This is a genomic window from Shewanella sp. MEBiC00475, from assembly GCF_005234075.1.
Taxonomy (GTDB): Bacteria; Pseudomonadota; Gammaproteobacteria; order Enterobacterales; family Shewanellaceae; genus Shewanella; species Shewanella polaris.
Map to the genome: position 1 here is coordinate 3,038,775 of NZ_CP039928.1, position 25,811 is coordinate 3,064,585.

18 protein-coding genes and 1 pseudogene are annotated in these 25,811 nt (G+C 40.4%); 11 read left to right on the plus strand and 8 right to left on the minus strand.

Going from position 1 to position 25,811, the window contains the following annotated elements:
- Nucleotides 1–3: 3 nt before the first annotated feature.
- Entirely contained in the window at nucleotides 4–534 is a 531-nt protein-coding gene (locus tag FCN25_RS13600) for a GNAT family N-acetyltransferase (protein ID WP_175405874.1), read from the minus strand.
- 161 nt (nucleotides 535–695) lie between these two features.
- Nucleotides 696–1,847, minus strand: a complete 1,152-nt coding sequence (gene metK, locus FCN25_RS13605) for a methionine adenosyltransferase (RefSeq protein WP_137225657.1) — start codon at nucleotides 1,845–1,847, stop codon at nucleotides 696–698.
- Between the two features lie 539 nt (nucleotides 1,848–2,386).
- On the opposite strand from metK, the gene tkt reads away from it, so the two are divergent.
- From tkt to FCN25_RS13645, 9 genes are all read left to right on the plus strand, one after another.
- On the plus strand, nucleotides 2,387–4,381 hold the full coding sequence (gene tkt, locus FCN25_RS13610; RefSeq protein ID WP_137225659.1) for a transketolase: 1,995 nt from the start codon (nucleotides 2,387–2,389) through the stop codon (nucleotides 4,379–4,381).
- A 188-nt stretch (nucleotides 4,382–4,569) separates the two neighbouring features.
- The gene (epd, locus tag FCN25_RS13615) at nucleotides 4,570–5,589 is read left to right on the plus strand and encodes an erythrose-4-phosphate dehydrogenase (protein ID WP_137225661.1); all 1,020 of its coding nucleotides are present in this window, start codon (nucleotides 4,570–4,572) and stop codon (nucleotides 5,587–5,589) included.
- Between the two features lie 75 nt (nucleotides 5,590–5,664).
- Entirely contained in the window at nucleotides 5,665–6,840 is a 1,176-nt protein-coding gene (locus FCN25_RS13620; protein ID WP_137225663.1) for a phosphoglycerate kinase, read from the plus strand.
- 153 nt (nucleotides 6,841–6,993) lie between these two features.
- A complete protein-coding gene (fba, locus tag FCN25_RS13625) occupies nucleotides 6,994–8,058 on the plus strand; it encodes a class II fructose-bisphosphate aldolase (RefSeq protein WP_137225665.1) in 1,065 nt (354 codons plus the stop codon).
- Between the two features lie 313 nt (nucleotides 8,059–8,371).
- Nucleotides 8,372–8,506, plus strand: coding sequence for a hypothetical protein (locus FCN25_RS21270; protein WP_302628587.1), 135 nt, complete (start codon nucleotides 8,372–8,374; stop codon nucleotides 8,504–8,506).
- A 137-nt stretch (nucleotides 8,507–8,643) separates the two neighbouring features.
- Complete coding sequence (locus tag FCN25_RS13630) at nucleotides 8,644–9,384, plus strand: DUF481 domain-containing protein (RefSeq protein WP_137225668.1); 741 nt, start codon at nucleotides 8,644–8,646, stop codon at nucleotides 9,382–9,384.
- Between the two features lie 542 nt (nucleotides 9,385–9,926).
- Nucleotides 9,927–10,673, plus strand: a complete 747-nt coding sequence (locus FCN25_RS13635) for a hypothetical protein (protein WP_137225670.1) — start codon at nucleotides 9,927–9,929, stop codon at nucleotides 10,671–10,673.
- A gap of 100 nt (nucleotides 10,674–10,773) precedes the next feature.
- A complete protein-coding gene (locus FCN25_RS13640) occupies nucleotides 10,774–11,235 on the plus strand; it encodes a hypothetical protein (protein ID WP_137225672.1) in 462 nt (153 codons plus the stop codon).
- Nucleotides 11,236–11,343: 108 nt separating this feature from the next.
- Entirely contained in the window at nucleotides 11,344–12,792 is a 1,449-nt protein-coding gene (locus FCN25_RS13645) for a hypothetical protein (protein WP_137225674.1), read from the plus strand.
- Between the two features lie 193 nt (nucleotides 12,793–12,985).
- On the opposite strand, the gene FCN25_RS13650 is transcribed toward FCN25_RS13645, so the two are convergent.
- From FCN25_RS13650 to FCN25_RS13675, 6 genes and pseudogenes are all read right to left on the minus strand, one after another.
- The gene (locus FCN25_RS13650) at nucleotides 12,986–15,244 is read right to left on the minus strand and encodes a PAS domain-containing protein (protein WP_137225676.1); all 2,259 of its coding nucleotides are present in this window, start codon (nucleotides 15,242–15,244) and stop codon (nucleotides 12,986–12,988) included.
- An 89-nt stretch (nucleotides 15,245–15,333) separates the two neighbouring features.
- Nucleotides 15,334–15,948 carry a TatD family nuclease-associated radical SAM protein gene (locus FCN25_RS13655; RefSeq protein WP_175405875.1) on the minus strand — a complete coding sequence of 205 codons (615 nt, stop codon included), beginning with the start codon at nucleotides 15,946–15,948 and terminating at the stop codon, nucleotides 15,334–15,336.
- A gap of 142 nt (nucleotides 15,949–16,090) precedes the next feature.
- Nucleotides 16,091–19,242 (minus strand): annotated as a pseudogene (locus FCN25_RS13660) (efflux RND transporter permease subunit).
- Between the two features lie 2 nt (nucleotides 19,243–19,244).
- A complete protein-coding gene (locus FCN25_RS13665; RefSeq protein ID WP_137225680.1) occupies nucleotides 19,245–20,444 on the minus strand; it encodes an efflux RND transporter periplasmic adaptor subunit in 1,200 nt (399 codons plus the stop codon).
- A 451-nt stretch (nucleotides 20,445–20,895) separates the two neighbouring features.
- A complete protein-coding gene (gene srmB, locus FCN25_RS13670) occupies nucleotides 20,896–22,116 on the minus strand; it encodes an ATP-dependent RNA helicase SrmB (protein WP_137225682.1) in 1,221 nt (406 codons plus the stop codon).
- 53 nt (nucleotides 22,117–22,169) lie between these two features.
- Nucleotides 22,170–22,925 (minus strand): tRNA1(Val) (adenine(37)-N6)-methyltransferase, encoded by a 756-nt coding sequence (locus FCN25_RS13675; RefSeq protein WP_137225684.1) that lies wholly within the window; start codon nucleotides 22,923–22,925, stop codon nucleotides 22,170–22,172.
- 480 nt (nucleotides 22,926–23,405) lie between these two features.
- Between FCN25_RS13675 and brnQ the strand changes: the two genes are divergently transcribed.
- Together brnQ and xerD are read left to right on the plus strand one after the other, a co-directional pair.
- Nucleotides 23,406–24,737, plus strand: coding sequence for a branched-chain amino acid transport system II carrier protein (brnQ, locus tag FCN25_RS13680; protein WP_175405876.1), 1,332 nt, complete (start codon nucleotides 23,406–23,408; stop codon nucleotides 24,735–24,737).
- A gap of 88 nt (nucleotides 24,738–24,825) precedes the next feature.
- Nucleotides 24,826–25,731 (plus strand): site-specific tyrosine recombinase XerD, encoded by a 906-nt coding sequence (xerD, locus tag FCN25_RS13685; protein WP_137225688.1) that lies wholly within the window; start codon nucleotides 24,826–24,828, stop codon nucleotides 25,729–25,731.
- Nucleotides 25,732–25,811 lie beyond the last annotated feature (80 nt).

Below are 25,811 nucleotides of genomic sequence, written 5' to 3' on the forward strand. Positions count from 1 at the left end.
GACTTATTCTGACTTAAGCCCATTGATGTCATTTAGCTCACTAAGTTGCATCAATATTAATGGTCGCTGTTCACTGTGATACCGGTGATATAATTGAGTTATTTCTGCTGGCAATGTGGATAATTCACTTGGCTCTCTTACTATAAATTGCTGTTGTTGATATAAGCTTATTAACCACGGATGGGCAAATAAGAAACAATCTTTAACGATTAATTTTGGTGCGATAAATTGTAATAGTTGAGTTGATACTTGCTGGCCACGATAGTCAGGATGGACTAACAATCCACTTATTAATTGATATTGGCCTACAGGTTTAACTCTTATTGCGGCAATGATTATTTGCTGGCTCAATTCTGTGTCATTCGTGAGTGTTGGTTGAACATGATGGATGACAGCAACAGATTCTTTTTGGGCCAATCGAGCATAAGGCATATGTTGACGGTAGAATAATTTGATTGCGGACCATTCTCTAATGGCAACAGAAGGTTGCTGATTTCCAGTTATCTTTGTGTTTAGCCAAGTTGGTTGATACATAATGTGAGCCATTTTAAAATCAAATAATGATGTTATTAATGTTATATGTTGTTATTGCTACAAAACAGAAAAAATAAAACCGCCTAATGGCGGTTTTATTTTTCTATGCTATTAACTTAGTTTACAAATGCTAGGTTAAAATGACATAGACAGTTAGCTTATTATAATCCAGCGTCTGCACGAAGGATTTCAGCTTTATCTGTTGCTTCCCAAGGGAAGATATCTCGACCAAAGTGGCCATAAGCAGCAGTCTGTTGATAGATTGGACGTGCTAAATCTAACATTGCTGTTAAGCCATATGGACGTAGTTCAAAGTGTTGACGAACCAATTTAATTAACACTTCTTGAGACACCTTACCAGTACCGAAAGTTTCGATACTGATAGAGGTTGGTTCTGCAACACCAATCGCATAAGACACTTGTAACTCGCAACGATCAGCAAGACCCGCAGCAACAATATTTTTAGCCACATAACGTGCAGCATAAGCAGCACTACGGTCAACTTTTGATGGGTCTTTACCAGAGAAAGCACCACCACCATGACGCGCCATGCCACCATATGTGTCAACGATAATTTTACGTCCTGTTAGTCCACAGTCACCAACGGGTCCGCCAATAACAAAACGCCCTGTAGGGTTAATAAAGTATTTAGTGTCTTTATTTAACCATTGTTCAGGTAACACAGGCTTAATGATGGTTTCCATTACGGCTTCAATCAAATCAGCTTGTTTAATGTCTTCACGATGTTGAGTTGATAATACAATTGCATCAATGCCAATGATTTTGCCGTTATCGTAGGCAAAAGTGACTTGGCTTTTCGCATCTGGACGTAACCACGGTAGTGTACCGTTTTTGCGCACTTCAGACTGACGCTTAACTAATTTATGGGCGTAAGTAATAGGTGCAGGCATTAATACATCAGTTTCATTGCTTGCATAACCGAACATTAAGCCTTGATCGCCAGCGCCTTGCTCAGCAGGATCGGCACGATCAACACCTTGATTAATATCTGGAGACTGTTTGCCAATGGCATTTAGTACTGCACATGAATCTGCATCAAAACCCATATCTGAATTGGTGTAGCCAATTTCGCGTACCGTTTTGCGGGTAATTTCTTCAATATCTACCCAAGCAGAAGTGGTAACTTCACCACCTACTAATACCATACCGGTTTTAACATACGTTTCGCACGCAACACGAGCTTTTGGATCTTGCTCAAGTATCGCGTCTAATACCGCATCAGAAATCTGATCGGCTATTTTATCTGGATGACCTTCTGAGACAGACTCAGAGGTAAACAAGTGCTTTGCCATAATAGGGGAATCTCGTTGGTTGCAATTGAATATACGTCTAGACGGCTATTTTAGTCGAATTTGATTTTGATAACACCCCCCTATACGAATTTATCTCGATAATTGTGCACTAATGCATGAATATTTTTTATTCACAAAAACAATGTTTAGTAGGAAGGCTAATTAAATCTATGATTCAAAATGTTATTTTTGGGTTTAACTATTGTATTTAATCACTCTGCTGCTAAGAGTTGAACAATATCAGTGTGAGTTATTCGGTTTTCACCAGTAATGAAAGACGATGTTTTATTGCTATTGAGATTTTTTTGACTGTTGTTGTCAATAAATAATTACTCGTATAGTGAGTATTGATTATGGGTATCTGATCAGCTTGTATAATGAAATAATTTAGCTTTTTGTACTTCTATATGAGCAAAATTCAGTTAGTTGATCATTAAAATGTGTAATGAGAGTAATTTTAATTTGCGTCATATCGCCTTGTAGGGGAAAATATGGCTTCACAATTGCCAGCTAGATCATAAAAACAAGCAGGAGAGAGCATGTCATCTCGTAAAGTACTCGCTAATGCCATTCGCGCCCTAAGTATGGATGCGATTCAAAAAGCCAATTCTGGCCATCCCGGTGCCCCGATGGGCATGGCTGATATCGCCGAAGTGCTATGGAATGATTTTCTAAAGCACAATCCAACTAATCCTAAGTGGGTCGATCGCGATCGTTTTGTGTTATCAAACGGTCATGGCTCTATGCTTATATACTCTTTACTGCATTTATCTGGTTATGCATTACCTATGGAAGAGCTAAAGCAATTCCGCCAATTGCATTCAAAAACTCCAGGACATCCTGAATATGGTTACACTCCAGGCATTGAAACGACTACCGGACCTTTAGGCGCTGGTATCAGTAACGCTGTGGGTATGGCTATTGCAGAAAAAACCTTAGCGGCTCAATTTAACCGTCCGGGACACGACATTGTCGATCATTTCACATACTGTTTCTTGGGTGATGGTTGTTTAATGGAAGGTATTTCTCATGAAGCCTGTTCATTAGCCGGAACGTTAGGTCTTGGCAAGTTAGTGGCATTTTGGGATGACAACGGTATTTCAATCGATGGTAATGTTGAAGGCTGGTTCACTGATGACACACCTAAGCGTTTTGAAGCGTACGGTTGGCATGTTATTGCTGGTGTCGATGGCCATAATCCAGAGGCTATCCGTGCTGCAATTGAAGAAGCGAGATCGGTTACAGATAAGCCATCAATGATTTGTTGTAAAACAATTATTGGTTTTGGCTCACCGAATAAATCAGGTAGTCATGATTGCCATGGTGCGCCATTAGGCGATGCTGAAATTGCAGCCGCTCGTGAATTCTTAAACTGGCCATATGCTCCTTTTGAAATTCCATCAGAGGTTTATGCTGGTTGGGATGCTAAGCAAAAGGGTGCCAGCAATGAGTCGTTATGGGATGAGCATTTTGCAGCTTATCAAGCCGCTTACCCTGAGCTCGCTGCAGAATATGATCGCCGGGTATTAAAAGGTGAATTGCCTGCTGATTTCGAAACAAAAGCACAAGCGTTTATCCAAGAAAGCCAAGACAAAGCCGAAAATATTGCTAGTCGTAAAGCATCGCAAAATGCCATTGGTGTATTTGGTGCGATGTTGCCTGAATTACTTGGTGGCAGTGCCGACTTAGCGGGTTCTAACTTAACCCTTTGGTCTGGTTCTAAAGGTATTCAAGATGATCCAGCCGGTAACTACATCTACTACGGTGTGCGTGAATTCGGTATGAGCGGTATTATGAATGGTGCATCACTACATGGTGGTTTTATTAACTATGGTGCGACTTTCATGATGTTTATGGAATATGCGCGTAATGCAGTACGTATGTCTGCATTAATGGGTATTCAAAATATTTTCGTTTATACCCATGATTCTATTGGTCAAGGCGAAGATGGCCCTACTCATCAACCAGTTGAGCAATTAGCTAACTTGCGTTTAACACCTAATATGGCCGTATGGCGTCCATGTGATGCAGCAGAAACGGCTGTATCTTGGAAAATTGCAATTGAACGTCGCAATGCTCCAACATCTCTCATCTTTAGCCGTCAAGGCCTTAAAGCTCAAGCGCGTACCTCTGAGCAATTAGCGAACGTAGCTAAAGGTGGTTATGTACTGTCTGATTGCCAAGGCACTGCTGATGTCATCTTAATTGCCACAGGTTCAGAAGTGCAATTAGCCATGGATTCAGCCGCTGAACTCACTAAACTAGGTCAAAAAGTACGGGTTGTTTCTATGCCTTCTACGACTGAGTTTGATAAGCAAGATGCTGCATACAGAGAGTCCGTATTACCAAAAGCAGTGACTAAACGTGTCGCAATTGAAGCTGCACACGCTGATTTCTGGTACAAATATATTGGTTTTGACGGTGGCGTGGTGGGTATGACGACCTTTGGTGAGTCTGCCCCAGGTGCTGAATTACTTAAATATTTCGGCTTCACTGTTGATAATGTCGTAAAAACTGTCCAGTCTTTAGGATAATCATCTGAGATTAAACACTTATCTATTAGGTGTTTAATCTGTATAATAACGGCCTGCAATACTCTTGTAGGCCGTTTTTTTATGTCTTTAATTCACGTAAAGTAATATATTTAAGTCGCTAATGTTTCAGTGTTTTATTTATAACTGACTCAATAATAAGTGCTTTGGTTAATTACTCTGGACCCTAAATGATTCGAGTTGCAATTAATGGTTATGGCCGAATTGGCCGTTCAATACTTCGTGCCTTGTATGAATCGGGTAAACGTCAACAAATTCAAATAGTGGCGATCAATGAGTTGGCAAAGCCAGAAGCCATTTGTCATTTAACTCAATATGACACCACTCATGGCCGTTTTAAGCACAAGGTTAAACTCGACGGTGACAAGTTATTGATTGGTGATGACAGCATACAGCTGCTCAATCAAGCGGATGCGAGTTTATTGCCATGGGCAGAACTCGATATTGATATCGTTTATGAAGCCACCGGCAGTTTAGTTGATCGCCAAGCTTGCGAAGCACACATTCATGCAGGCGCTAAACAAGTACTCATTAGCAATCCTTCTTCTGCAGACGTTGATGGCACCATTGTTTATGGTGTTAATCATGACCTACTACGTGCAGAACATACCGTTATTTCTAACGCTTCTTGTACTACCAACTGTATTGTCCCGGTTATTGATGTGTTGGATAAACATTTTAAAGTCAAAAGTGGCGCTATTACGACTATTCACTCGGCGATGAATGATCAGCAGGTGATTGATGCCTATCATGATGATCTGCGTCGAACTCGTGCAGCTGGCCAATCAATTATTCCGGTAGATACTAAATTAGCCCGAGGCATTGAGCGTATTCTGCCGCACATGAAGGATAAATTTGAAGCTATATCTGTTCGGGTGCCTACCATTAATGTTACCGCGATCGATTTATCTGTCACACTTGCTAAAAAAGTCAATATCGAGCAAATCAACAGTGTGCTAGAGCGTGCATCAAACGGCAGTTTTAATGGTATTTTGGGTTACACTGACGAACCATTAGTATCGTGTGACTTTAACCACGACCCCCGTTCAAGTATTGTTGATGGTACTCAAACCCGTGTTAGTGCCGGCCACTTGGTCAAATTATTATTATGGTGCGATAACGAATGGGGTTTTGCTAACCGCATGCTGGATACCAGTTTAGCGATGATCCAAGCAAAATTGGACCAATAACATCAATTATGTCGCAATGGGGTAAGCCGGTTGCGCAGTAAGATTTCGTATTAACTTAAAAAGGAACTGCTAATTATGGCAATTATTAACATGACAGATTTAGATCTACAAAATAAGCGTGTGCTTATTCGTGAAGATTTAAATGTACCTGTCAGCGATGGTTTAGTAACCAGTGATGCGCGTTTACGAGCTTCATTACCTACTATTAAACTCGCACTCAAAAAAGGTGCGGCAGTCATGGTGATGTCGCATTTGGGTCGCCCTACCGAAGGTGAGTTTAACCCAGAGTATTCAATGAAACCTGTGGTTGAATATTTGGTCAAAGCCCTTGATTGCTCTGTACGCTTAGTGAGTGATTATCTTGATGGCGTTGAGGTTAATGTGGGTGAAGTCGTCGTATTTGAAAACGTTCGCTTTAATATTGGTGAAGGTAAAAACGATGAGACGTTATCTAAAAAAATGGCTGCCTTATGTGATGTGTATGTCATGGATGCATTTGGTACCGCTCATCGCGCTCAAGCGTCGACTCACGGCGTAGGCGTTTATGCTCCTATAGCCTGTGCGGGTCCGTTATTAGCCCAAGAATTAGATGCATTAGGTAAAGCGCTTCATAATCCAGCTCGTCCAATGGTGGCAATTGTTGGTGGATCAAAAGTGTCAACCAAGTTAACCGTACTTGAAAGCCTGTCAACCAAGGTTGACCAGCTTGTTGTGGGTGGTGGTATTGCCAATACCTTTATTGCAGCTGCGGGTTATAATGTCGGTAAATCATTGTATGAAGCTGATTTAGTGGAAGAAGCAAAGCGTCTTGTGGCCAATGCTCGAAGTCGCGGTGGTGATATTCCTGTCCCTACTGATGTGGTCGTGGCAAGCGAATTTAGCCCTACGGCTGTTGCTACGCTGAAATCGGTGAGTGATGTCACTGACAGTGATATGATATTTGATATCGGCCCTGAGAGTGCTGAAGTATTGGCAAAAATTATTGAACAAGCCGGCACTATCGTCTGGAATGGTCCAGTGGGTGTGTTTGAGTTTGATCAATTCGGTGAAGGTACTAAACGTATAGCACAAGCTATTGCGGAGTCAAAAGCATTTTCTATTGCTGGTGGTGGCGACACCTTAGCCGCAGTAGATAAATATAATATTGCTGACAAAGTATCTTACATCTCTACTGGTGGTGGCGCTTTCCTTGAGTTTTTAGAAGGTAAAGAGTTGCCTGCAGTTGCAATGCTTGAAAAACGTGGCGCTTAGTTCACGCATCAAGTATTTTACCGTAAAACCTAATAATAATTATTATAAAAAATGCTCTGTTACAGCCTAATGGAATTAGGTTGTCGCAGAGTTAACAATCCGTCCAAACGATAGCGACCTAGGTGAGTAATCACCCTATTAATGGAGAACGAAATGGCTCTTATCTCTCTACGACAACTACTTGATCATGCTGCTGAGCATGATTATGGCGTCCCTGCATTTAACGTAAATAACCTTGAGCAAATGCGCGCAATTATGCAAGCGGCTGAAGCAACAGACAGCCCTGTAATTGTGCAAGCATCTGCTGGTGCACGTAAATATGCTCGTCCACAGTTTCTAAAATATCTTATGGCAGCTGCGCTTGAGCAGTATCCTGATATTCCTGTGTGTATTCATCAAGACCATGGTACTGACCCTGATATTTGTCAGCGTTCGATCCAGTTAGGCATGTCATCAGTAATGATGGATGGCTCACTTATGGCCGATGGTAAAACACCTGCATCTTATGACTACAACGTTGATGTGACTCGTCGTACTGTCGCTTTTGCTCATGCTTGTGGTGTGTCGGTTGAAGGTGAAATTGGTTGTTTAGGCAGTTTAGAAACGGGTCAAGCAGGCGAAGAAGATGGTATTGGTGCTGTTGGTACCCTTAGTATGGATCAAATGCTAACCACCCCTGAAGAAGCGGCGCGTTTCGTTGCTGATACCCATGTTGACGCATTAGCTATTGCTATTGGTACTAGCCATGGTGCTTATAAGTTTAGCCGTAAGCCTACTGGTGATGTGTTACGTATTGATCGTATTAAAGAAATCCATGCGCGTATCCCTAATACGCACTTAGTGATGCACGGTTCGTCTTCAGTACCACAAGAATGGCTGCAGATCATCAACAAATATGGTGGTCAAATACCAGAAACTTACGGTGTACCGTTAGAAGAAATTGTTGAAGGTATTAAGCACGGTGTTCGTAAAGTGAACATTGATACGGATTTACGTTTAGCATCAACGGGTGCAGTACGTAAATTCTTAGCCGAAAACCCAGCAGAATTTGACCCGCGTAAATTCTTAAAAGCGTCAATGGAAGCAATGGCTGACATTTGTACAACTCGTTATGAAGCATTTGGTTGTGCGGGGATGGGTTCTAAAATTAAGCCTAAATCACTGCAAGCAATGTATAAAGCTTATCAATCTGGTGAACTTGACCCTAAAATCATGTAAGCCAGTTTTACGTTAAAAAAGCAAATCAGCTCATTTTTTGAATGAGCTGATTTTTTTGTCAATAAATAACGAAAAAATGTTGTTTTTTAAACGCTATCTAGCATTATCCTCGCCTTAAAAATTGCCCCTAAATATCATAGCTTACTGATATAACCTTTATGCTGTTAGCCATCTTAATAGTTGAATTACTAGGGGCTGTTAAGCCAAATACACCTTTATCGTTATTTTACTGACTTGGCCACTATTCGTCTATTTTGCTTTACACGTTTTTAACGGCAGCAATTAACACTTTTATGATAAACCAGGAGTCATATTGCGGTACCAGGTGCTTATTATCTCGGGGATCCACTTAGAGTATGGTTTATTGGGTGTTTGGGCCGCCTTAGTGCTTGATGAATGGATTAGAGGGTTCTCTATGATATGGCGTTGGCGCATTTGCCGTTGGTAAGCTAAGATCCTTGTTGCTTGGCGCTTAGCGGTATGACTATTTTTTCAATTCTGCGAGCAAAGTGTTAGTATGCGTGGGAATTTTAAGCGCATGACCCCACATTAGGTTTGTAAATCGTAAATAAAGGACGAAATGACATGAAAAAACTGCTACTTACTGCAGCTATTACACTAACCATGCCATTTGCAGCACATGCTGGAAGTGAGTTTGTTGAAGGTGATGCCACTCTTGCTGGTGAAGCAGAATTAGGTGCGACTTTAACCACTGGTAATACTGATACTTCTTCGTTTAAAGCGCGCTTCGCGTTAAAACAAGAATTAGGTGACTGGGAAAACGAGTATGTATTAGAAGGATTGTACAAAGAAGATACTGATGAAGTGACTGCAAAGCGTTATTTTCTTGGTGTACAAGGCGACTATCAAATTAACGATGTGAGCTATTTATTTGCTAATACTAACTATGAAGTGGATCCATTTACTGGTTATGATTTCACTTCAACGACTTCAGCTGGTTATGGTCACCGTTTTATTGATACCGATAGAATGTCGTTAAAAGCAGAAGCGGGTCCTGGTTATATATATCAACAACTTGATGACGAATCAGCACTGGCGGAAGGTTATGATAGCGACGACAGCGTTGTTGCTCACGCGGTGATTGATTTCCAAACCAAGATCAGTGATTCATCTAAGTTCCAGCAGAAATTTATTGCCGATTGGGGTAGTAAATTAGATGCTCGTTCTGAAACCTCATTAACTGCAAATATTGTTGGTGCTCTAGCGATGAAATTTGCCGTTATTGTTCGTTATAACAGTGAACCGCTTGATGATAAAGAAAGCACTGATACAGAAACAAACATGACATTATTATATTCATTTTAAGTTAGCTGCATAAATTATGTAACCTAGAATGTAAGTATAAAAATGCTGGCTCTGCCAGCTTTTTTTATGGCTGATTTAAAATAAGTGTAATATTTAGCTTATACATCACTAACTCTCTCACCACTTTATTTATATATTAATGACTTTTCCCCATTGTACTAACCTAGTCACTGGATAGTGAAGGGCTTATTATTGCCTATGCAGCGATCACGGCTACGATTATTCGTTCTACAATTCATTCGTTATAGAGTTATTATAATTAATACTTATTTCTATCCAAGAATTGATACTATGAGGTGTTCTTTTATAGTTTGATTCAAATGAAATGAACCATTTCTATCTCAATCACTGTAACAATAATAATGAAATTTGCGATTTTTATATTCGTTATCATGCAATTATACTTTGCGCATAAAAATCGTACTATTCGCGGACTCGCTCACAAATAATAATCTTATCCACAAGATCGTGACCAAGGAATCCATTTAGCGCTTCTTTTGAGAGTATACTTTTTTTATCAGTCGATACACTGAGACAGTGCGATGCAATTAGGATGTTGTTGGTTCGACAATACAGAACGTATGCTGATCGACCAGACCACGGCGACCCAGTGGCATTTAAATGATCATGAATACTGGGTCTTAAATCAGTTGGCTCTGCATCGCGGCCAAGTGGTTCCTCTCTCTATGCTTCAAACTGTCGCAATATCTGGCGACAGTCCCCAGCAAATACCTCATTCTGAACTACTGGATATTATCAGTAAAATTATTAATTATTTGTGTAAACGTCATGTGAATATGATTGAATATGTGCCTGATCAAGGGGTGGTTCTATACGCTACAGCGATGAATAAGCGTACTAAAATATTGGAGTTACCTAATCGACTACTCTCTTCCGGTCAGTATCTATTTATTATCGTTATTCTCTTAAGTGCATTATTATTTGTTTACTCAAATCTTAATCCCCCTCTGTTTACACAGGCAGATGTATTGCGGCAAGTGTTAACGCAAAATGGACACGTTATTCGACTATTTGTGTTTGGAAGTGATAATCAACAAGATGTGCTATTACATGCAGACTGCTTAGCTTCACAATTACGCTTATGTCACCATGTACGCTGGGATTCTATCACGATGGCTTTATCTTCCAATCAACACTATATTAGTTTTATTTTGATTGATTCTAGTGAGATTGAACCTGTGGTCAGTAGTCTTAAAGTCAGTGTTGATGACATGAGTTCGCCATTTATTACCCAGCAATGGCTGCAAAAGGTACATCTTTGTGGCTAGATCAATGACTCGATTATGGCATATAAAAATACGCAGATTTTTACAATCCTCAAGGGGAAAACTTTTTTTTATATTAAGTTTGGTGCTAATTACGTTTACTGTGGCCTATGTTCTTCATCGCGTTAACAACCCTCCTAATGTATGGCATTTTGATTGTCGTGCTGATGGTTATTTTAATCACTTGGGTGAATTACCGTTAACTGTTGAAAAAAGTAATGCTGAGTTAACGTTCAGTATTGAAAATAATCAAGCAAAGCTAACTTACCGATTACAGTCATTAACAAATGGCATAGAAATCGCGCAATTATTTGGTGAGGTTGAACGACTTGATATGGGGTCATTAACGTACCATTTAGTATTAACGTTACAACCGACTGACTGGCAATATAACAGTCTGTTACGACCATACTTGGAGAACGAATTTAGTATTGCTACAGAAGAATTGCTAGCAGAGGCAGGTGTATCCCAACAGATTCAGATAAGCTATTTAGATAAAACATTAACCAAGGCAAGGCTAGATTTTCTTCCAAGCAATAATGTGTGGGCTTGTCAGCTAAATTAACAGCATAGTTCTGACTAATTTTCATTGAATAAATTAACTTTTAGCTTAATATTCCCTTTACGGTATAGTGGGTCTGTGTTGATGAAAAAAGGTGTGTGAACAAATATAGTGGCAAAAGTTAAAGTAAAACAAGAAGAAGCATTATCAATAAAATTCAGCCATCAAATGGGCCCTGGAGACCAACGGGTATTTGATCTGTATTTTTATTTACCAACCGAAATGGGTGTTGGTTCGCATACCTTTGATGAAGAAGAGTATTATCACAGTGGTATTCTCGGACGCCGTTCTTATTATTCTAAAGGCCTTCATTTACCTTTAGTTCAGTCTCGTTTTATCAGTTTAAATAAACGAACCATAGAAGAGTTTCGTTTATACCTTAATTTATTCGCATACCAATTTGCTGTTGCTATTGAAACTGATGGTAAAGAATTGCATCAAAAAACTGATCCTAGTGAGTTTTATCCTGAGCTGGATGAGCTTTGTGATGTGGTGACGCAATTGTTAAAAAAGTTTCGTCGTAATGAACCGAGTGATCCTAAGTGGAAATCTTATTTCGAACATGCTGATAATTACTTATCTTGGTTTTGCGAACAGCAATTATTAAAGACATTATCTCGTAGCCCTAGAAGTGCTGATTATAGTGATGTTAAAGATAAAGTGTTGAGCTTATGTCGTGGCGAAAATCATTATCGAGAACAAGAGCGTAAATATAATTCAGTGCAAACTCAGCTAGATGCTAACCGAATCTCTAATAAAATGTTGCTGTTAAGGCGTCTTATTCAGCAAGGGGTTGTCTTAAAAGAAGAGTTAAAACCTTTAGGCGTAGGGCTTAAAAAATTCGTTACAGGAATTGCTACGGGCTTAGTTATGCTGGTGGTGTCAGCGATGATTATAAAAGCTCAAGGTTTCTTTAATGAACTGACTTTAACGTTATTACTCACGTTGGCTGTTATTTATGGCTTCAGGGAAATTTTCAAAGAGGACATTCGAAATGCGATGTGGCGGTTTATTCAACGAGGACGTCCTCGCTGGAGTCGTATTTTACGCGATACAACTACCCAAACAGTGGTTGCAAAACAACTTGTTTGGCTAGAGTTTATGCGCAGCCAAGATATCCCTGATGTGGTAACTGAAATTATGAAGCAACGCCATAGTCAAAACAAAGTGGATTCAGAAGTGCTGCATTATCGTATCGCTACTAAGGTTACCAATAAGCCTTTTGAAGCCGACTATTCGCAAATTCAAGAGCAAGTTAACTTCAGTTTAGTGCCTTTTGCTCGTCATTTAGAGCGCGGGAAAGCCAAAATATATTCAGAAAACGAAGGTAATATTAGTAATGAGTCTGTTGAGCGTCGCTATCAAGTTAATTTGGTTGCGGTGTTGCGTGATGGTAAAAAACAACCGGAATATGCGCGTTTTAAAGTGACAATGAATCGTTCAAGTATTGTTGAAATTAAAGAAAGTCAGCTGCCGGATAATATACAGCCCTTTAAACTTGAATCAGATGATATTCTTACTGACATTACCAGTAATCCTCATCCCCGTGTTCATGAATAGTGCATTGAATTGAATAATGCTTATACAAGGGGAGTGGCTTAAGATGAGGGAGTATTGCCAATATATCGCGGGTTGTTAATTTAGGTTAACAACCCGTGATAAGCGACATTTATTTGGCTGACGACAATACAATTTTTAAAGTCACATAATCTACCGTTACGCAAAGAATCTACCGTTACGTAAATTTTTTGAGTTAATCCCTTTCGTGGTAGCTGTCATTATCAATTGAACGAGTAAAAGCTTGGCAAATATTTTGATCAACGGACTGCTTTGCACGTTTTAATGCTATTTCAGCATGAGCTAGATATTGATCTAAACTTTGCGCTTGCAAATAGCTCGCTATGCCAATATTAATCCCTGCGCCTAAATTCATTTCTTCTAATCGTTGCATTATATTAATGGCATATTTATGTGCTGAATTCGCATTGGTCTCTGGCATTAAAATGACCAGCTTTCCAAGTTGCCATTGAGCAATTTGATAATTAAGTGGTAACTTAATCAGTAATTGCAGTTCAATGTCTTTTTGGCACTTTTCAAGTTGACTTATATTACCCATATTGCTGAAAATGCTTTCTGGATTGATGTCCATCACCAGTAAGCTTGAATTTTCTTTGGTGAGCTCGTTAAGATTAATAAAGTAATCTTCAAGCTCGTTTAAGCGTAATACAATGGCGCTGCGATGACCTATTATATTACTGCTGTTTTGGACTGATATCGCGGGAGTCGTTTCTTCAAAGGTGCAAATAAGAAATTCAATATCCCCTTCAAATGTGAGTTGACCTGTTAAGGTTGTTTTTAAGCAATGCGTAAAACGGCTATGACTAAATGGCATAATTTGCGCAGTCCATTCACCTTGTAAACTAATTTGTGCGGTAATATTTTGCCATTGATTATCCAGTTCATCACCCAGCAATTCGGTAAGCGAAATATTAGTGTCTCCGTGTAAAGACATCAGCAAATCAAATTGGTGATTACATTTTATAATAAGGCCATTGGCATCAGTTAGCGCCGAAGCAACAGCACCATTGCTCATTAAGTGATAGAGATAGGCTTGGCGCTGACTATCAATTAATGCGGTAATATCTTCAAATGTGACCAACCAGTAATGCTCATTACTGTTAGGGCATTTTTCGTTGCGAATGTGAGTCTGTAACATACTACTATTAAGTGTTTCTAAATTGATTTCACCTCGCCATTGGTTATGAAGCGTTAACGCCTCTTTAATTTGATGGAAACGATCATCATCAAGATGCAGTACTCTTTGTATGCTGCGATCTTTGAGGGCATCAATTGGCAGTGATAAGGCTGCAGATGCTTTAGCATTTACACTTTGGATGCGGCCACTATCATTGACAATTAAACAGCTCAATTCGTTGTTAAATAGACCGTTACTCAATTGGACGCTATTTTGTTTTGCTCGTCGCTCGAGGACAAATCGATGCCTTAATATAATCAGTAAGCTAGCAAATAGTGCGATTAGGCATCCCGCAATAATGATCGCCATTCGCCATTGTGCATACCGAGCTGCAATATCATCATGACGTATGTAAGATAATAAAAAGTATTCTCTTTTAGTTTCATATTGGCTAGTTAATTCAACTTTTAAATATACAAAAGTTGAATCTTGGCTATGAAACTGACCAAAGTTATTCATTGCCATTACTCGCCATAACTCGGGGTTAGTTTGTTTTAAACTGGCCCCTAGCGTGTCTGGCATGTTGTCTAATGGAGTGGGTTGGTTGGCTCCAGCATAAAGAAACCCTTGAGTATCAAGCAGCAGTAATGGCGAGTTTTGGTTGAAAAAAGCGGGTTTTATTGTTTCAAGTAATTTAACAATAGAATTGTAAGTGACCAAATAACCATTAATACTTTGGTCTGGATTCTCTATCCATGATAACTGGTAAAAATAAGGTTCTAATATGCCATTAATGGGAGTAAATGCCATTGGTGAAGTGTAAATATCACTGCCACCCATATTTTTACTTGAGCCCAATAATGTTGCTGGTAGCTGCATGTTATTGAAACTCCCCGTAGTGGAAAACTGAAGTTCTCCTTGAGGGTTAAATAATGCCAGATCAAGAAGCTCTGGTATATTTTCAGTTAATGAGTCCCATCTTTTGATGGTTTTTAATTTCAGTTTTTCTGATGGGTTTAGCAGGTATTGCCGCAGTAATTCATCTTTTGCAATGGTTTGAGTTCTAAATTGCAAAAATGATACTTTGTCTGACGCCAAAGACGCGACTGTTTGTAATTCACTGTAACGCTGGTCGGCCCAATCTTCTTGTAGGCGACGTTCGCCTAAATTGACCACCATGCTAGTGATAATAAACACCGCAATTAATAAAATAATAAGTTGGCTTAACAGCGAAAGAATGTGCTGTTGAGACCAATGAGTCGCTTGTGATGAAATTAATAACGTGTTTGAAGAACCCACTGATTTGTGTTTAGACATTGTGCCACTTTTTTAGCATTCTCTTACAACAATACTAACATGAAGCCTTCTTTGGCGAAAACGTCTATCCACTAATAGATCTGGTTTGTTTAACCAATGACATCTAACTCGCGTTGTTTAAATATTGCGCCGTTTTGTTCTGCGATAATGCGGCAACGTTCAATGTTTACATTAGCCAGTCCATTAATGGCACTCACTTGCACTTGAGGTATATATTTAGGAGCCAGTTGAATAAATTCAAGCAGTGCCTCATATGAGTTTTCAAGCTTGGGACGACAGTGTTGTTGGTAGCTTTCTGCTGTATCGGCATTGAGTGAAATTGATAAACTGTCTATGCATTGGCTGAGCTCTGGCAAAATATTACGACGGTGAAAGTGATTACCTAAACCATCAGTATTCAGCCTTACGTGTCCACCTTGTGCTTTTATCTCTCGGGCAACTTCGAGCAAACACTCAAGGTTTAAAGTGGGTTCACCAAAGCCGCAAAATACGTATTCTTCCACTTCATTTACATTACCTAATAAGGGGATAATATCCTCTGCGGTAATACGTTGAGTGAGAGATAAGTCGTACTCGTGCACTTGCTTCGAACCATTATGCTTGGGGCAGAACTGGCATCTTAATGTGCATCTTGCCGTAATATTGAGATAACGGTGATTGCCGATATCGTAAACTAAGGTTGGCATAGCTGAGGTTGTGGTCATAACCGTTTTTACCATGGAGAACATGGCCAGTATTGTAGCTAAATACAGATGGTAACTATGTTGCTCAGCTCGCAGTTTTAAAGCAAAAAAACAGTGCTTATTTAGCACTGTTTTTTTAGATTAACAATAGTGGTTAACGTGGTTAATGGTGATCGTCAGAACTTAATGGTTCTGTAACTGCTTTAGGTTGCCACCACCAGAGGTAAAAACGGCTTAATGTACGTTTTATATCGTCAAGGATAATATACAGCACAGGAACTAAAATCAGCGTCACTACAGTAGAAAACAAAATGCCGAACGCTAAAGAAGTTGCCATTGGAATGACAATTTTAGCTTGTAAGCTTTTTTCCATAATAATCGGTACTAAGCCAACAAAGGTAGTGAGTGAGGTTAAAATAATTGCTCTAAAGCGATAACAACCAGAGTCGATTGCCGACTGCATCAACGATTTACCTTCTTCGCGTGCTCGGTTAACAAAGTCGACCAAAATCAGCGAGTCGTTTACCACTACCCCAGCTAACGCCACAATACCGCACAAGCTTAATACGCTCATGGATAAGCCAAGAATGTAATGACCAAACAAGGCGCCAATCATGCCGAACGGGATCACCGACATGATAATAAGTGGTTGAGTGTACGATTTTAATGGAATAGCCATTAAGGCGTAAATGGTAAACATAGCAAAGAAAAAGCCTTGTGCTAACCCTAACATGGCATTTTGCTCATCCAAGCTGCCGCCATCCAAAGCTGAAGCCACTTTAGGGAATCGCGCAGTTAATTCAGGTAGAAAATCTTCCTGAATTTCAGCGACCACTTTCGATGGTTCAACGTTATCCTTATTCACATTGGCCGAAATGGTGATAGCTCTACGACCATCAACACGGGTGATAGACGCATATGACTCGCCTAACTCAATATCTGCCACGGTTGAAAATGGTACTGCGGCACCAGACGGTGTGCGGATAAGCATGTTTTCAAGATCACCCACAGTACGACGTTGCTCTAGTGGGTAACGCACCATGACTTTAACTTCTTCTTTATTACGTAAAATACGTTGGGCTTCATAACCATAAAAGCCGTAACGGACTTGGCGAGCCAAATCAGACAATGTTAGCCCTTGCGCTTCTGCTTCTGGACGAATGTTTAAGCGGATCTCGTGTGAACCTGATGAGAAGTTATCAGTAATATCATACACGCCTTCGTAAGTGGCCAATTTAGCTTTAAGCACTTTGGCCGCTTCAGATAACTGGTCTAAGTCGGTTGCTGTTAAGCGGAACGATAAGTCGCCGCCAGCATCGTTGGTACTGGCATTGATGTTAAGCTTTTTAACTGATAATAACTCGGGTAATTGCTTGCGCCATTCTTCAGCAATCGCCACACCGTCTATTTCTCGGTCTTCACCTTTAGTCAGCTCGGTAAACACAAAGGCACTGCTGCGCGAACTTAGTTCAATATAGCTGTGCTTTACCATTGGGTAACCGTATTGATCTTCAAGTTTGGCGTTCATTTTGTACAACGCATCTTCCACTTGTTGAAGCACTTTTAAGGTGTTCTGTTCAGAGCTACCTTCTTCCATTTCAAGTTGAACTTGAATAAAGTCAGATGGAATATCTGGAAAGAAAACCCAGCGAACTTTACCGCTCTGCACCAAAGCTAACGATAGAATTAATACTCCAACAAACACCGCAACAACGTTATAACGATGTTTAATACAACGTTCGAGGAAGTGGCGATAGGTGTTATGAATAAAATGCTGAAGCCATTCGTTGATAGCAAATTTAATACGTGAGAATACATGTGTCGGTACTTTACGTTTTTTTATTTTCATGTGAGCTAAATGTGCAGGTAGAATCAGCTTTGATTCGATCAGCGAAAACGCTAAACACAAAATCACCACCATACCGATGGATTTCCAAATAATGCCCATGGGTCCTGAGACCATGATCATCGGGATAAAGGCCGCAATAGTAGTGAGAACCCCAAAAGTGGCTGGCATGGCCACTTTTTGTACTCCTTTTACCACGTTATCCAACGAGTGGCCGTTTTCTTCTAACTCGGTATAGGCACTTTCGCCGATGACAATGGCATCGTCGACGACGATCCCCAGCACCAGAATAAACGCGAATAAGGTCAGCATGTTAATCGACATGTTAAACGGCTCAAGTGGCATGAGTAGCATGGTGCCCAAAAAGCACACCGGTAAGCCCATCATGACCCAAAAAGCGAGCTTAAGATCTAAGAACAAAGCCAGAATAATAAATACCAGCAGGGCGCCATAAAACATGTTTGACAACATCATGTTTAAACGGCCTTGCAGGTAGTGAGTTAAATCTCCCCAGGTATCAAGTTGAATATTGCTTGGTAAGCTTTTTTTACGTTCGGCAACATAGGCCTTAACTTGTGATGAAATATCTAACGCATTTTGATCGTCAATACTGGTAATTTCAATGACGGCAGCAGGTTTGCCGTTAAAGCGAGTGTATTCTAGACGCTCTTCAAAATCATCATTAATGGTGGCAACTTGCGGTAACATAATACGGCTGCCGTCTGCGCGAGTTTCTACCACAATTTGGGCAAAGTCAGCAGCGGTATAAGCTTGGCCTTTGGTGCGCAGTAGGATGTCACCGTCTTGGGCTCGAATAGAGCCCCGGGTAAATCAATCGATGAGTTTTGCACCGCTAAAGCGACTTGGGTAAAGGTAATACCATATTCACGCAACTTGTCTTCAGACAGTTCAATGCCGATTTCATAGTCGCGAACACCAGTGACTTTCGCGCGAGTGACAGCAGGTAAATCGGTGATATCGTCTCTGATCGCTTTTGCCATTTCTTTCATGTCATGTAGGGTCATGTCGCCATAGACAGACACCCAAATCACATTGTTTTCTGGCTTTATTTGGTAAATATTAGGTTTTTCGATGTTATCTGGAAAGGTCGCAATAGCATCGATACGCAGTTTAGCTTCATCTAGCACTTGTTGCACTTCATAGCCGTCTTCTACTTCAATTGTCACCGAGCCAACACTGTCACTGGCAATCGACGTCACTTTTTTAATCCCGCTGATATCTTGAATGGCTTCTTCTATTTTTATATTAATACCTTCTTCAATTTCTTGTGGCGCAGCACCGGGGTAGGCCACATTGATATTGATAAGGTTTAATTCAAAGGTTGGAAATATTTCTTTATTAATCAGTACAGCACTAAACAAACCGCCAATAAGCAAGGCTGCCATCAGTAAGTTGGCGGCGACACTATTGCGAGCAAACCAGGCGATAATTCCTTTATTAGTATCCATTATTATTCACCTGCAGTCGTAGCGGCTTGGGTGTCAGTATCGACTGGCTCAGTCTTGGTTTCTTCACCCAATACTTTGATGACTTGTCCAGAATTCAAGCTGTTAATGCTAGTGGTTGATACACGCTCATTTGCTTTGAAACTGCCTTGAATATAAATGGTATCAATGTCTGAGCGAATAATATTCACTGGGCGAATTTCAATAATGTTATCTGCACCCACTACGGCAACCTGACCATTGCGCACTACATGTCGAGGTAGTTTTACCACATCATTAACGGTTCGACCTGTGATGATTGCATTAACAAAACTGCCATATTTTAAGGGTAATTGACCTTCGGTTTTGTTTTTGCGCAAATATGGATCACGAATTTCTGCTACTAAATACACCATGCGAGTCTCTTCGTCGATGACATTTTCGCTGCGCACGATGTTGCCTTTCCAAGAGACTTGTTTACCTGCTAGCAATGCCGTAAGCGTGACTCCAGTTTCAGGGTTATCGACAGACTCTAAATAAGCGAGATCTTCATTTGCTAATGGCAATCTTATTTCGGCAATACTGGTGTCGTATAGCTCACCGAGGTTTGTGCCTAACGTAACATACTGACCTAAGTCGACATTGCGGGCCTTAATGATGCCGTCAAAGGGGGCGCGGATAACCGTACGCGCTAGGTTACGTTGTGCGCGGGCTAAAGCAGCTTCGGCGTATTTGACGTTGGCTTGTTCTTTTTTCAGCTGAGGAATGCGTAATCCCAGTTCTGGCGGTAAACCGTTACCAAAATCTTTAAATTCAATTTTTGCGACGACGCCACGGGCTTTTTCTTCATTTAATTCGGCCGTTGCTTGTGCCAATGTCGCTTCTGCCTGAATGAGATCGGCTTCGTAATCTGATGGTTCGATAATGGCCAGTTGTTCGCCTTTTTTAACCACGCCACCGGCAACAAAATTGGCTGAAATATTCAGCATTCGCCCTTGGACTTCGGTGACTAGCTGAGTTTTATATTTAGGGTTAACTACGCCGTACGACGGTAAATTAAACGATAAGGTTTGTGGTGTGACGGTTTGCACGTCAATAATCGGTACACTGACGGGTTCATCTTTTTGCTCGGGAGCTTCTTGCGTGCTGATAAGCAACATGGCTGCGGCAACAAACACGGCAATAATCAGGAGTGGTGACAATCTTCTAAGTATTATTTTTATCATTTCTTTTGCGTATCCATGCTGAAATAATGCTAAAGACAGTTAACTTCGTTGGCTAACATGTTCATTCAGATTCATTTTATTACTCATATCATCTAAATTAACAGAGTATGGCGTTTATCTAAATAGTTTGATGTAAATAAAATGTTTCAAATTTTGCGTTTTTTTATGATATGACAATTAAAGCTTAATAAACGGGGTTTTTTAGCATATATGATTTGGGATAAAATACATTATTTGAGTTTTAATTCATAGCAATTAACGGTTTAGGGGGGATTTTGCCGATGGGTGTTTTTTGTGCATAAATTGACACATCTTGACACTTTGTTGCGATATTAAGTCTAGTTAATGATGATATATAGTGCTTTAGGGATAAAAAAGCGAATTACTCAGTAATTCGCTTTAATATTTAGTTGGCGCCTTATTTTAGGGGCAACATAAATCAGCCTAGACGTTATTTTTTCTTATACTTTTTCGATTTCACTCGAGCATCTTTGGCATTCGCTTTTTTCTTACCTGGCACTTTGGCTTCTTTGTGTTTAGGGCGAAGCTCTTCAATGACACGGCGTTTAAGTGGCAACTCAATATAACGTTCGATTTTAGAGATAATCCGCATATCGTGTGCTTCAACCAATGAGATTGCGGTTCCTTTGGCGCCTGCGCGTGCAGTGCGGCCAATTCGATGGACGTATGCATCAGCAGAGCGGGGCATGTCAAAGTTAATCACATGGGTAATATCATCAACATCAATTCCTCGAGCTGCTACATCGGTAGCCAATAACACATTGACTTCGCCTTTAGAAAAACGCCCAAGTGCTTGGAAGCGTTTTTTCTGTTCCATATCGCCACGCATAAATGCACAAGGAATATTGGCTTTTAGTAGTAACCCTTCCAAACTAGCAACCATTTCGCGTGTTTTTACAAACACTATGGTGCGTTTAACATTTTCTTGTTGAAGAATATGGCATAACAATGCAAATTTATGCGCTTGATCATCAGCTAAGTGAATCCATTGATGCACTTTGGCTTTTTCACTGCGTGGTGCTTCTACATCTACCATGATTGGATCGTTTAACAATTCACGAGCAAATCGGTTTACACCATTGCCTTCAAGCGTGGCAGAAAACAACATATTCTGTTTGCGACCTTGAGCTTCAATGGCAATAGATTGCACCACTGATGAGAATCCCATATCAAGCATACGGTCAGCTTCATCAATGATTAAAATTTCAACTTCAGTGGCGTCAAATTTATCTTTGTCTAAGTATTCCATTAATCGACCCGGGGTGGCGATTAACAAGTCGACGTTATTTTCTAATGCTTCTTCTTGTGGGCCATATGGCACACCGCCAGTAATAATGACGATATTAAGATCGAGTCCAGTGGCTAAATGGCTGGCGTAACGATGAATTTGACTGGCTAATTCGCGAGTTGGTGTTAGCACTAGAATACGTGCTTGACCTTCAAAACGACGCGGGAAATCGATTAAATGTTGCAATGCGGGCAGTAAAAAGCTGGCCGTTTTTCCCGTGCCGGTTGGCGCACGCGCTAAAATATCCCGCTGATCCATGGCCAATGGAATGGTTTGCTGCTGAATGGTGGTAGGGGTGTTGTGTCCCATGGCCTTGAGTGACTCTAATAAGCTAGGGTCGAGCTGGAAATCTTCAAATTGCATGCGCTGGTCTCGCTGAAAAATAGTTGAGTATTATAGCTGACCTAATGAGCAGGCTAAAGCTTTAAGTAGAATGGGCGACATAAATCTATCATTGTTTCGCTGTATCGTCCTTGTTTATCGCGGATCGTCATCTGGTGGTGCTGGGTTTCAACAGCTGGATTAGCTAGTGTTGGCGGTTCGCTTGTTATTGGCTTGTGCTGGATTGCCAATATTGATCTGTTAGCTACCTTTCCCTCAATGCTAATGATATCAAACTGCTTTGCAACAAATAGACTATAAGCGCTGAGTTGTTGAGTAAAACTGGTTAAACTTTGCCGTGGTAAAATAACACTTGCCGTGCCTTGAGGCGCCAGTAATTGGCTGATCACGCTTTGTAATTCAGCGAATGACAAGGTGTTGGTGTGTCTTGCATCTGCTCGCGCGCTGTTTTTGGCCTGAGTACCCTGCTCAAAGTAGGGGGGGTTGCAAATAATATGGTCGAATAATGGCTCATCATTGTTATTGTGTTGCTGTTGAAAGTCTTGAATAGCACCGTGAAATAGTTGCACTGTCTCTGACCAAGGGCTTTGCTTAATATTAAATTGGCAAGCCTTTGCTGCAGCATTGTCTATTTCTACTGCAATAATACTGGTGTGGTGAGGGCTTCGTTGTGCTGCCATTAAGCTGAGCAAACCGCTTCCTGCACCAATATCTAGAATATAATTAGATTGTGTCAATTCAGCCCATGCACCGAGTAAAACCGCATCAGTACTCACAGCCATACCACATTCTTTATCATCGATATGAAATTGTTTAAACGTAAAAGACATAGGTAATAGATTACTCTTTCAGCTGCTTGAATGACTCGAACGGGATCATAACTGCTTTGGTTTTTACTGTCGCGTGTTAATTGTCACTGCCTGTAATGGTTGAGTTTTTGTTATGTAATTTAACGTAACGTTCATAGGCGTGGTGAATATACGCACAAGTCCTGCCACAATTTGTAACTATAATTACTTATTTTAATTGTTTGCCCCGCTTAAGCTTGAGTATATAGATGATATTTGATATTAGTTTGCGCACTTTTTTAGACGTAAAGTTGAGTAAAAAGTCTAATTTAGGTTATTTCGACAGGGATGCGTCGTTGAGTTCAGACCTAACGAGTTATTTCGTTACTTTTAATAAAAGTTTTACTATTTCTAAGTGTATTTTTAACTTTACAATTTGTTGTTAGTTCAGTTCAACAGTAGCTAATTACGCTGTAATCAATTAGGTTTGTTAAAAAACATAACAATAAAATGAGGCGAGTAGTGCAAACAACCAAAATGAGTGTGACAGATACGCTAGGGTTAGGGTTTATGACCTTTGCGTTTTTTTTAGGTGCGGGTAACTTAATTTTCCCACCTTTTGCTGGCATGCTTGCTGGCGAGAATATGTCCTTTGCGATGTTAGGTTTCTTAATTACCGCTGTGGGTATGCCATTGATTGGCTTAATCGCTGTTGCCAAAGCTAATGGTAAAGTGATGGCATTATTACCAGCATTTGCAGCAACGGCGTTAGCTATTGCTATTTACATTATCATCGGCCCTGCATTTGCTGCCCCGCGTACTGCTTTGGTGGCGTTTGAAATAGGAGCAAGGCCTTTTATCAGTAACCCTGACACATTGATGATGTTAGGCGGAAAAGAGTTCAGTATTGCGCAACTTATTTTTACGCTAGTGTTTTTCTCTATCGTGATGTTTCTCTCTTTATTTCCAGGCAAGTTGCTCGATAGCGTGGGCAAAATACTTACGCCGGTATTAATTTTATTATTGGTGGGTTTAGCCTGCTCAGTGATTATTATTCCTGGCGCAGAGGTGAATACGCCTGTCGGTGAGTATATTAATAACCCATTAACCAAAGGCATTATTGAAGGTTATAACACCATGGATACCTTGGCATCTTTGATGTTTGGTATGTTAATTATTGATTTATTACGCAAAAAAGGCGTTAACGATCTAGCAGATCAAACTAAGTATTTAGTGCGTGCAGCATTCATCGCTGCTGGTGGTTTAGGTTTTGTGTATGTTTCGTTGTTTTATCTTGGTGCTTCTGCTGGTGATTTTGCTATTGGTGCAGAGAATGGCGGACAAATTTTAACAAACTATGTGACTCATCATTTTGGCGGAATCGGCTCATTAATGTTGTCAACGGTTGTGACGCTAGCATGTTTAACTACTGCGATTGGTTTGGTGACGGCATGTTCTGAGTTCTTCAATGAGTTAATGCCAAGCTTGTCTTATAAATTGCTGGTAGTGGTGTTAAGTATGATTTGTGCCACCGTTGCCAACGTTGGCCTAACGCAGTTAATTAGTATCAGTATTCCTGTACTAATGACCATTTACCCCGTTGCGATCGCATTGGTATTGGTGACTTTTTTAACAGAACGCTTTGCGCGGCCAGAGTTTTCCCATCGTCTAGTACTTAGTGTTGCACTCTTTTTTGGTATTTTCGATGGTTTAAAAACGGCTGGTATGGACATGAGTTTCCTTGATTTTCTGCCATTGCATGCAGAAGGAATGGCTTGGTTACTACCTACGGCATTGACTGCAATTGTTTGTTTGTTTTTACCTAAAAAAATGGATAATAAAGCGGTTGTTTAAACGGTAAATAGGTCATAATAAACAAATCAATACAACGACGTTATGATAAATTATCTAGCGTCGTTTTTATTATTTACTGGATACTGCTTTGGCCAAACTTGCTTATCAACCGAATCCTTTAATTAACCAGTTTATTGATGACGTATGGTCAACTAATGGGTTAAGTAATAATACCTTGGTATCCTATCGTACAGACTTACAAAATTTAGATCGTTATGTTTTGGCCAAAGGGCTGAATTTGCTGCAAGTCGATCAGGGAGTACTGCGTGATTATCTCGCTGTACGTTTTGATAAAAACTTTGCTAAAAGTAGTACCGCAAGATTACTCAGTAGTTTACGGCGTTTTTATGCTTACTTATTGGTTAAGCAGAAAATTAGCCAAGATCCAACTGCATTAATTAAGTCTCCTAAGTTAGCTCGTCAATTGCCGGATACATTGTCAGAGGTGCAAATCGACAGTTTATTATCCGAGCCAAATACCGAAGAAGCCATTGAGCATCGCGATAAAGCGATGTTGGAACTCTTGTATGCGACCGGATTACGAGTAACTGAATTGGTGAGTTTAACCATGGAACAAATTAGTTTGCGTCAAGGCTTGGTTCGGGTCATGGGTAAGGGAGGAAAAGAGCGTTTGGTTCCGTTGGGTGAGCTTGCCATCGCGGAGGTTGAACAATATATTAAGTTTGCTCGTGGTGAGTTATTGAGTATGAAGCAGTCAGATGTGTTGTTTCCGTCACGTCGCGGACAAATGATGACTCGACAAACCTTTTGGCATCGAATTAAATTGTATGCGGCCAGAGCGGGTATTCAATGTCATTTATCACCACATACCTTACGCCATGCTTTTGCTACCCATTTATTGAATCACGGTGCGGATCTTAGGGTTGTACAACTTTTATTGGGACATAGTGATTTATCAACTACACAAATATATACTCACGTAGCAAAAGTGCGTTTACAACAGTTACATAGTCAGCATCATCCGCGGGGGTAAGCATCTTAATGATTACCTGGATGATCAAATCCTTACATTTTAAGCGTGTCAGTCTAGTTGCGTTAGTGGAACTAAGTCTG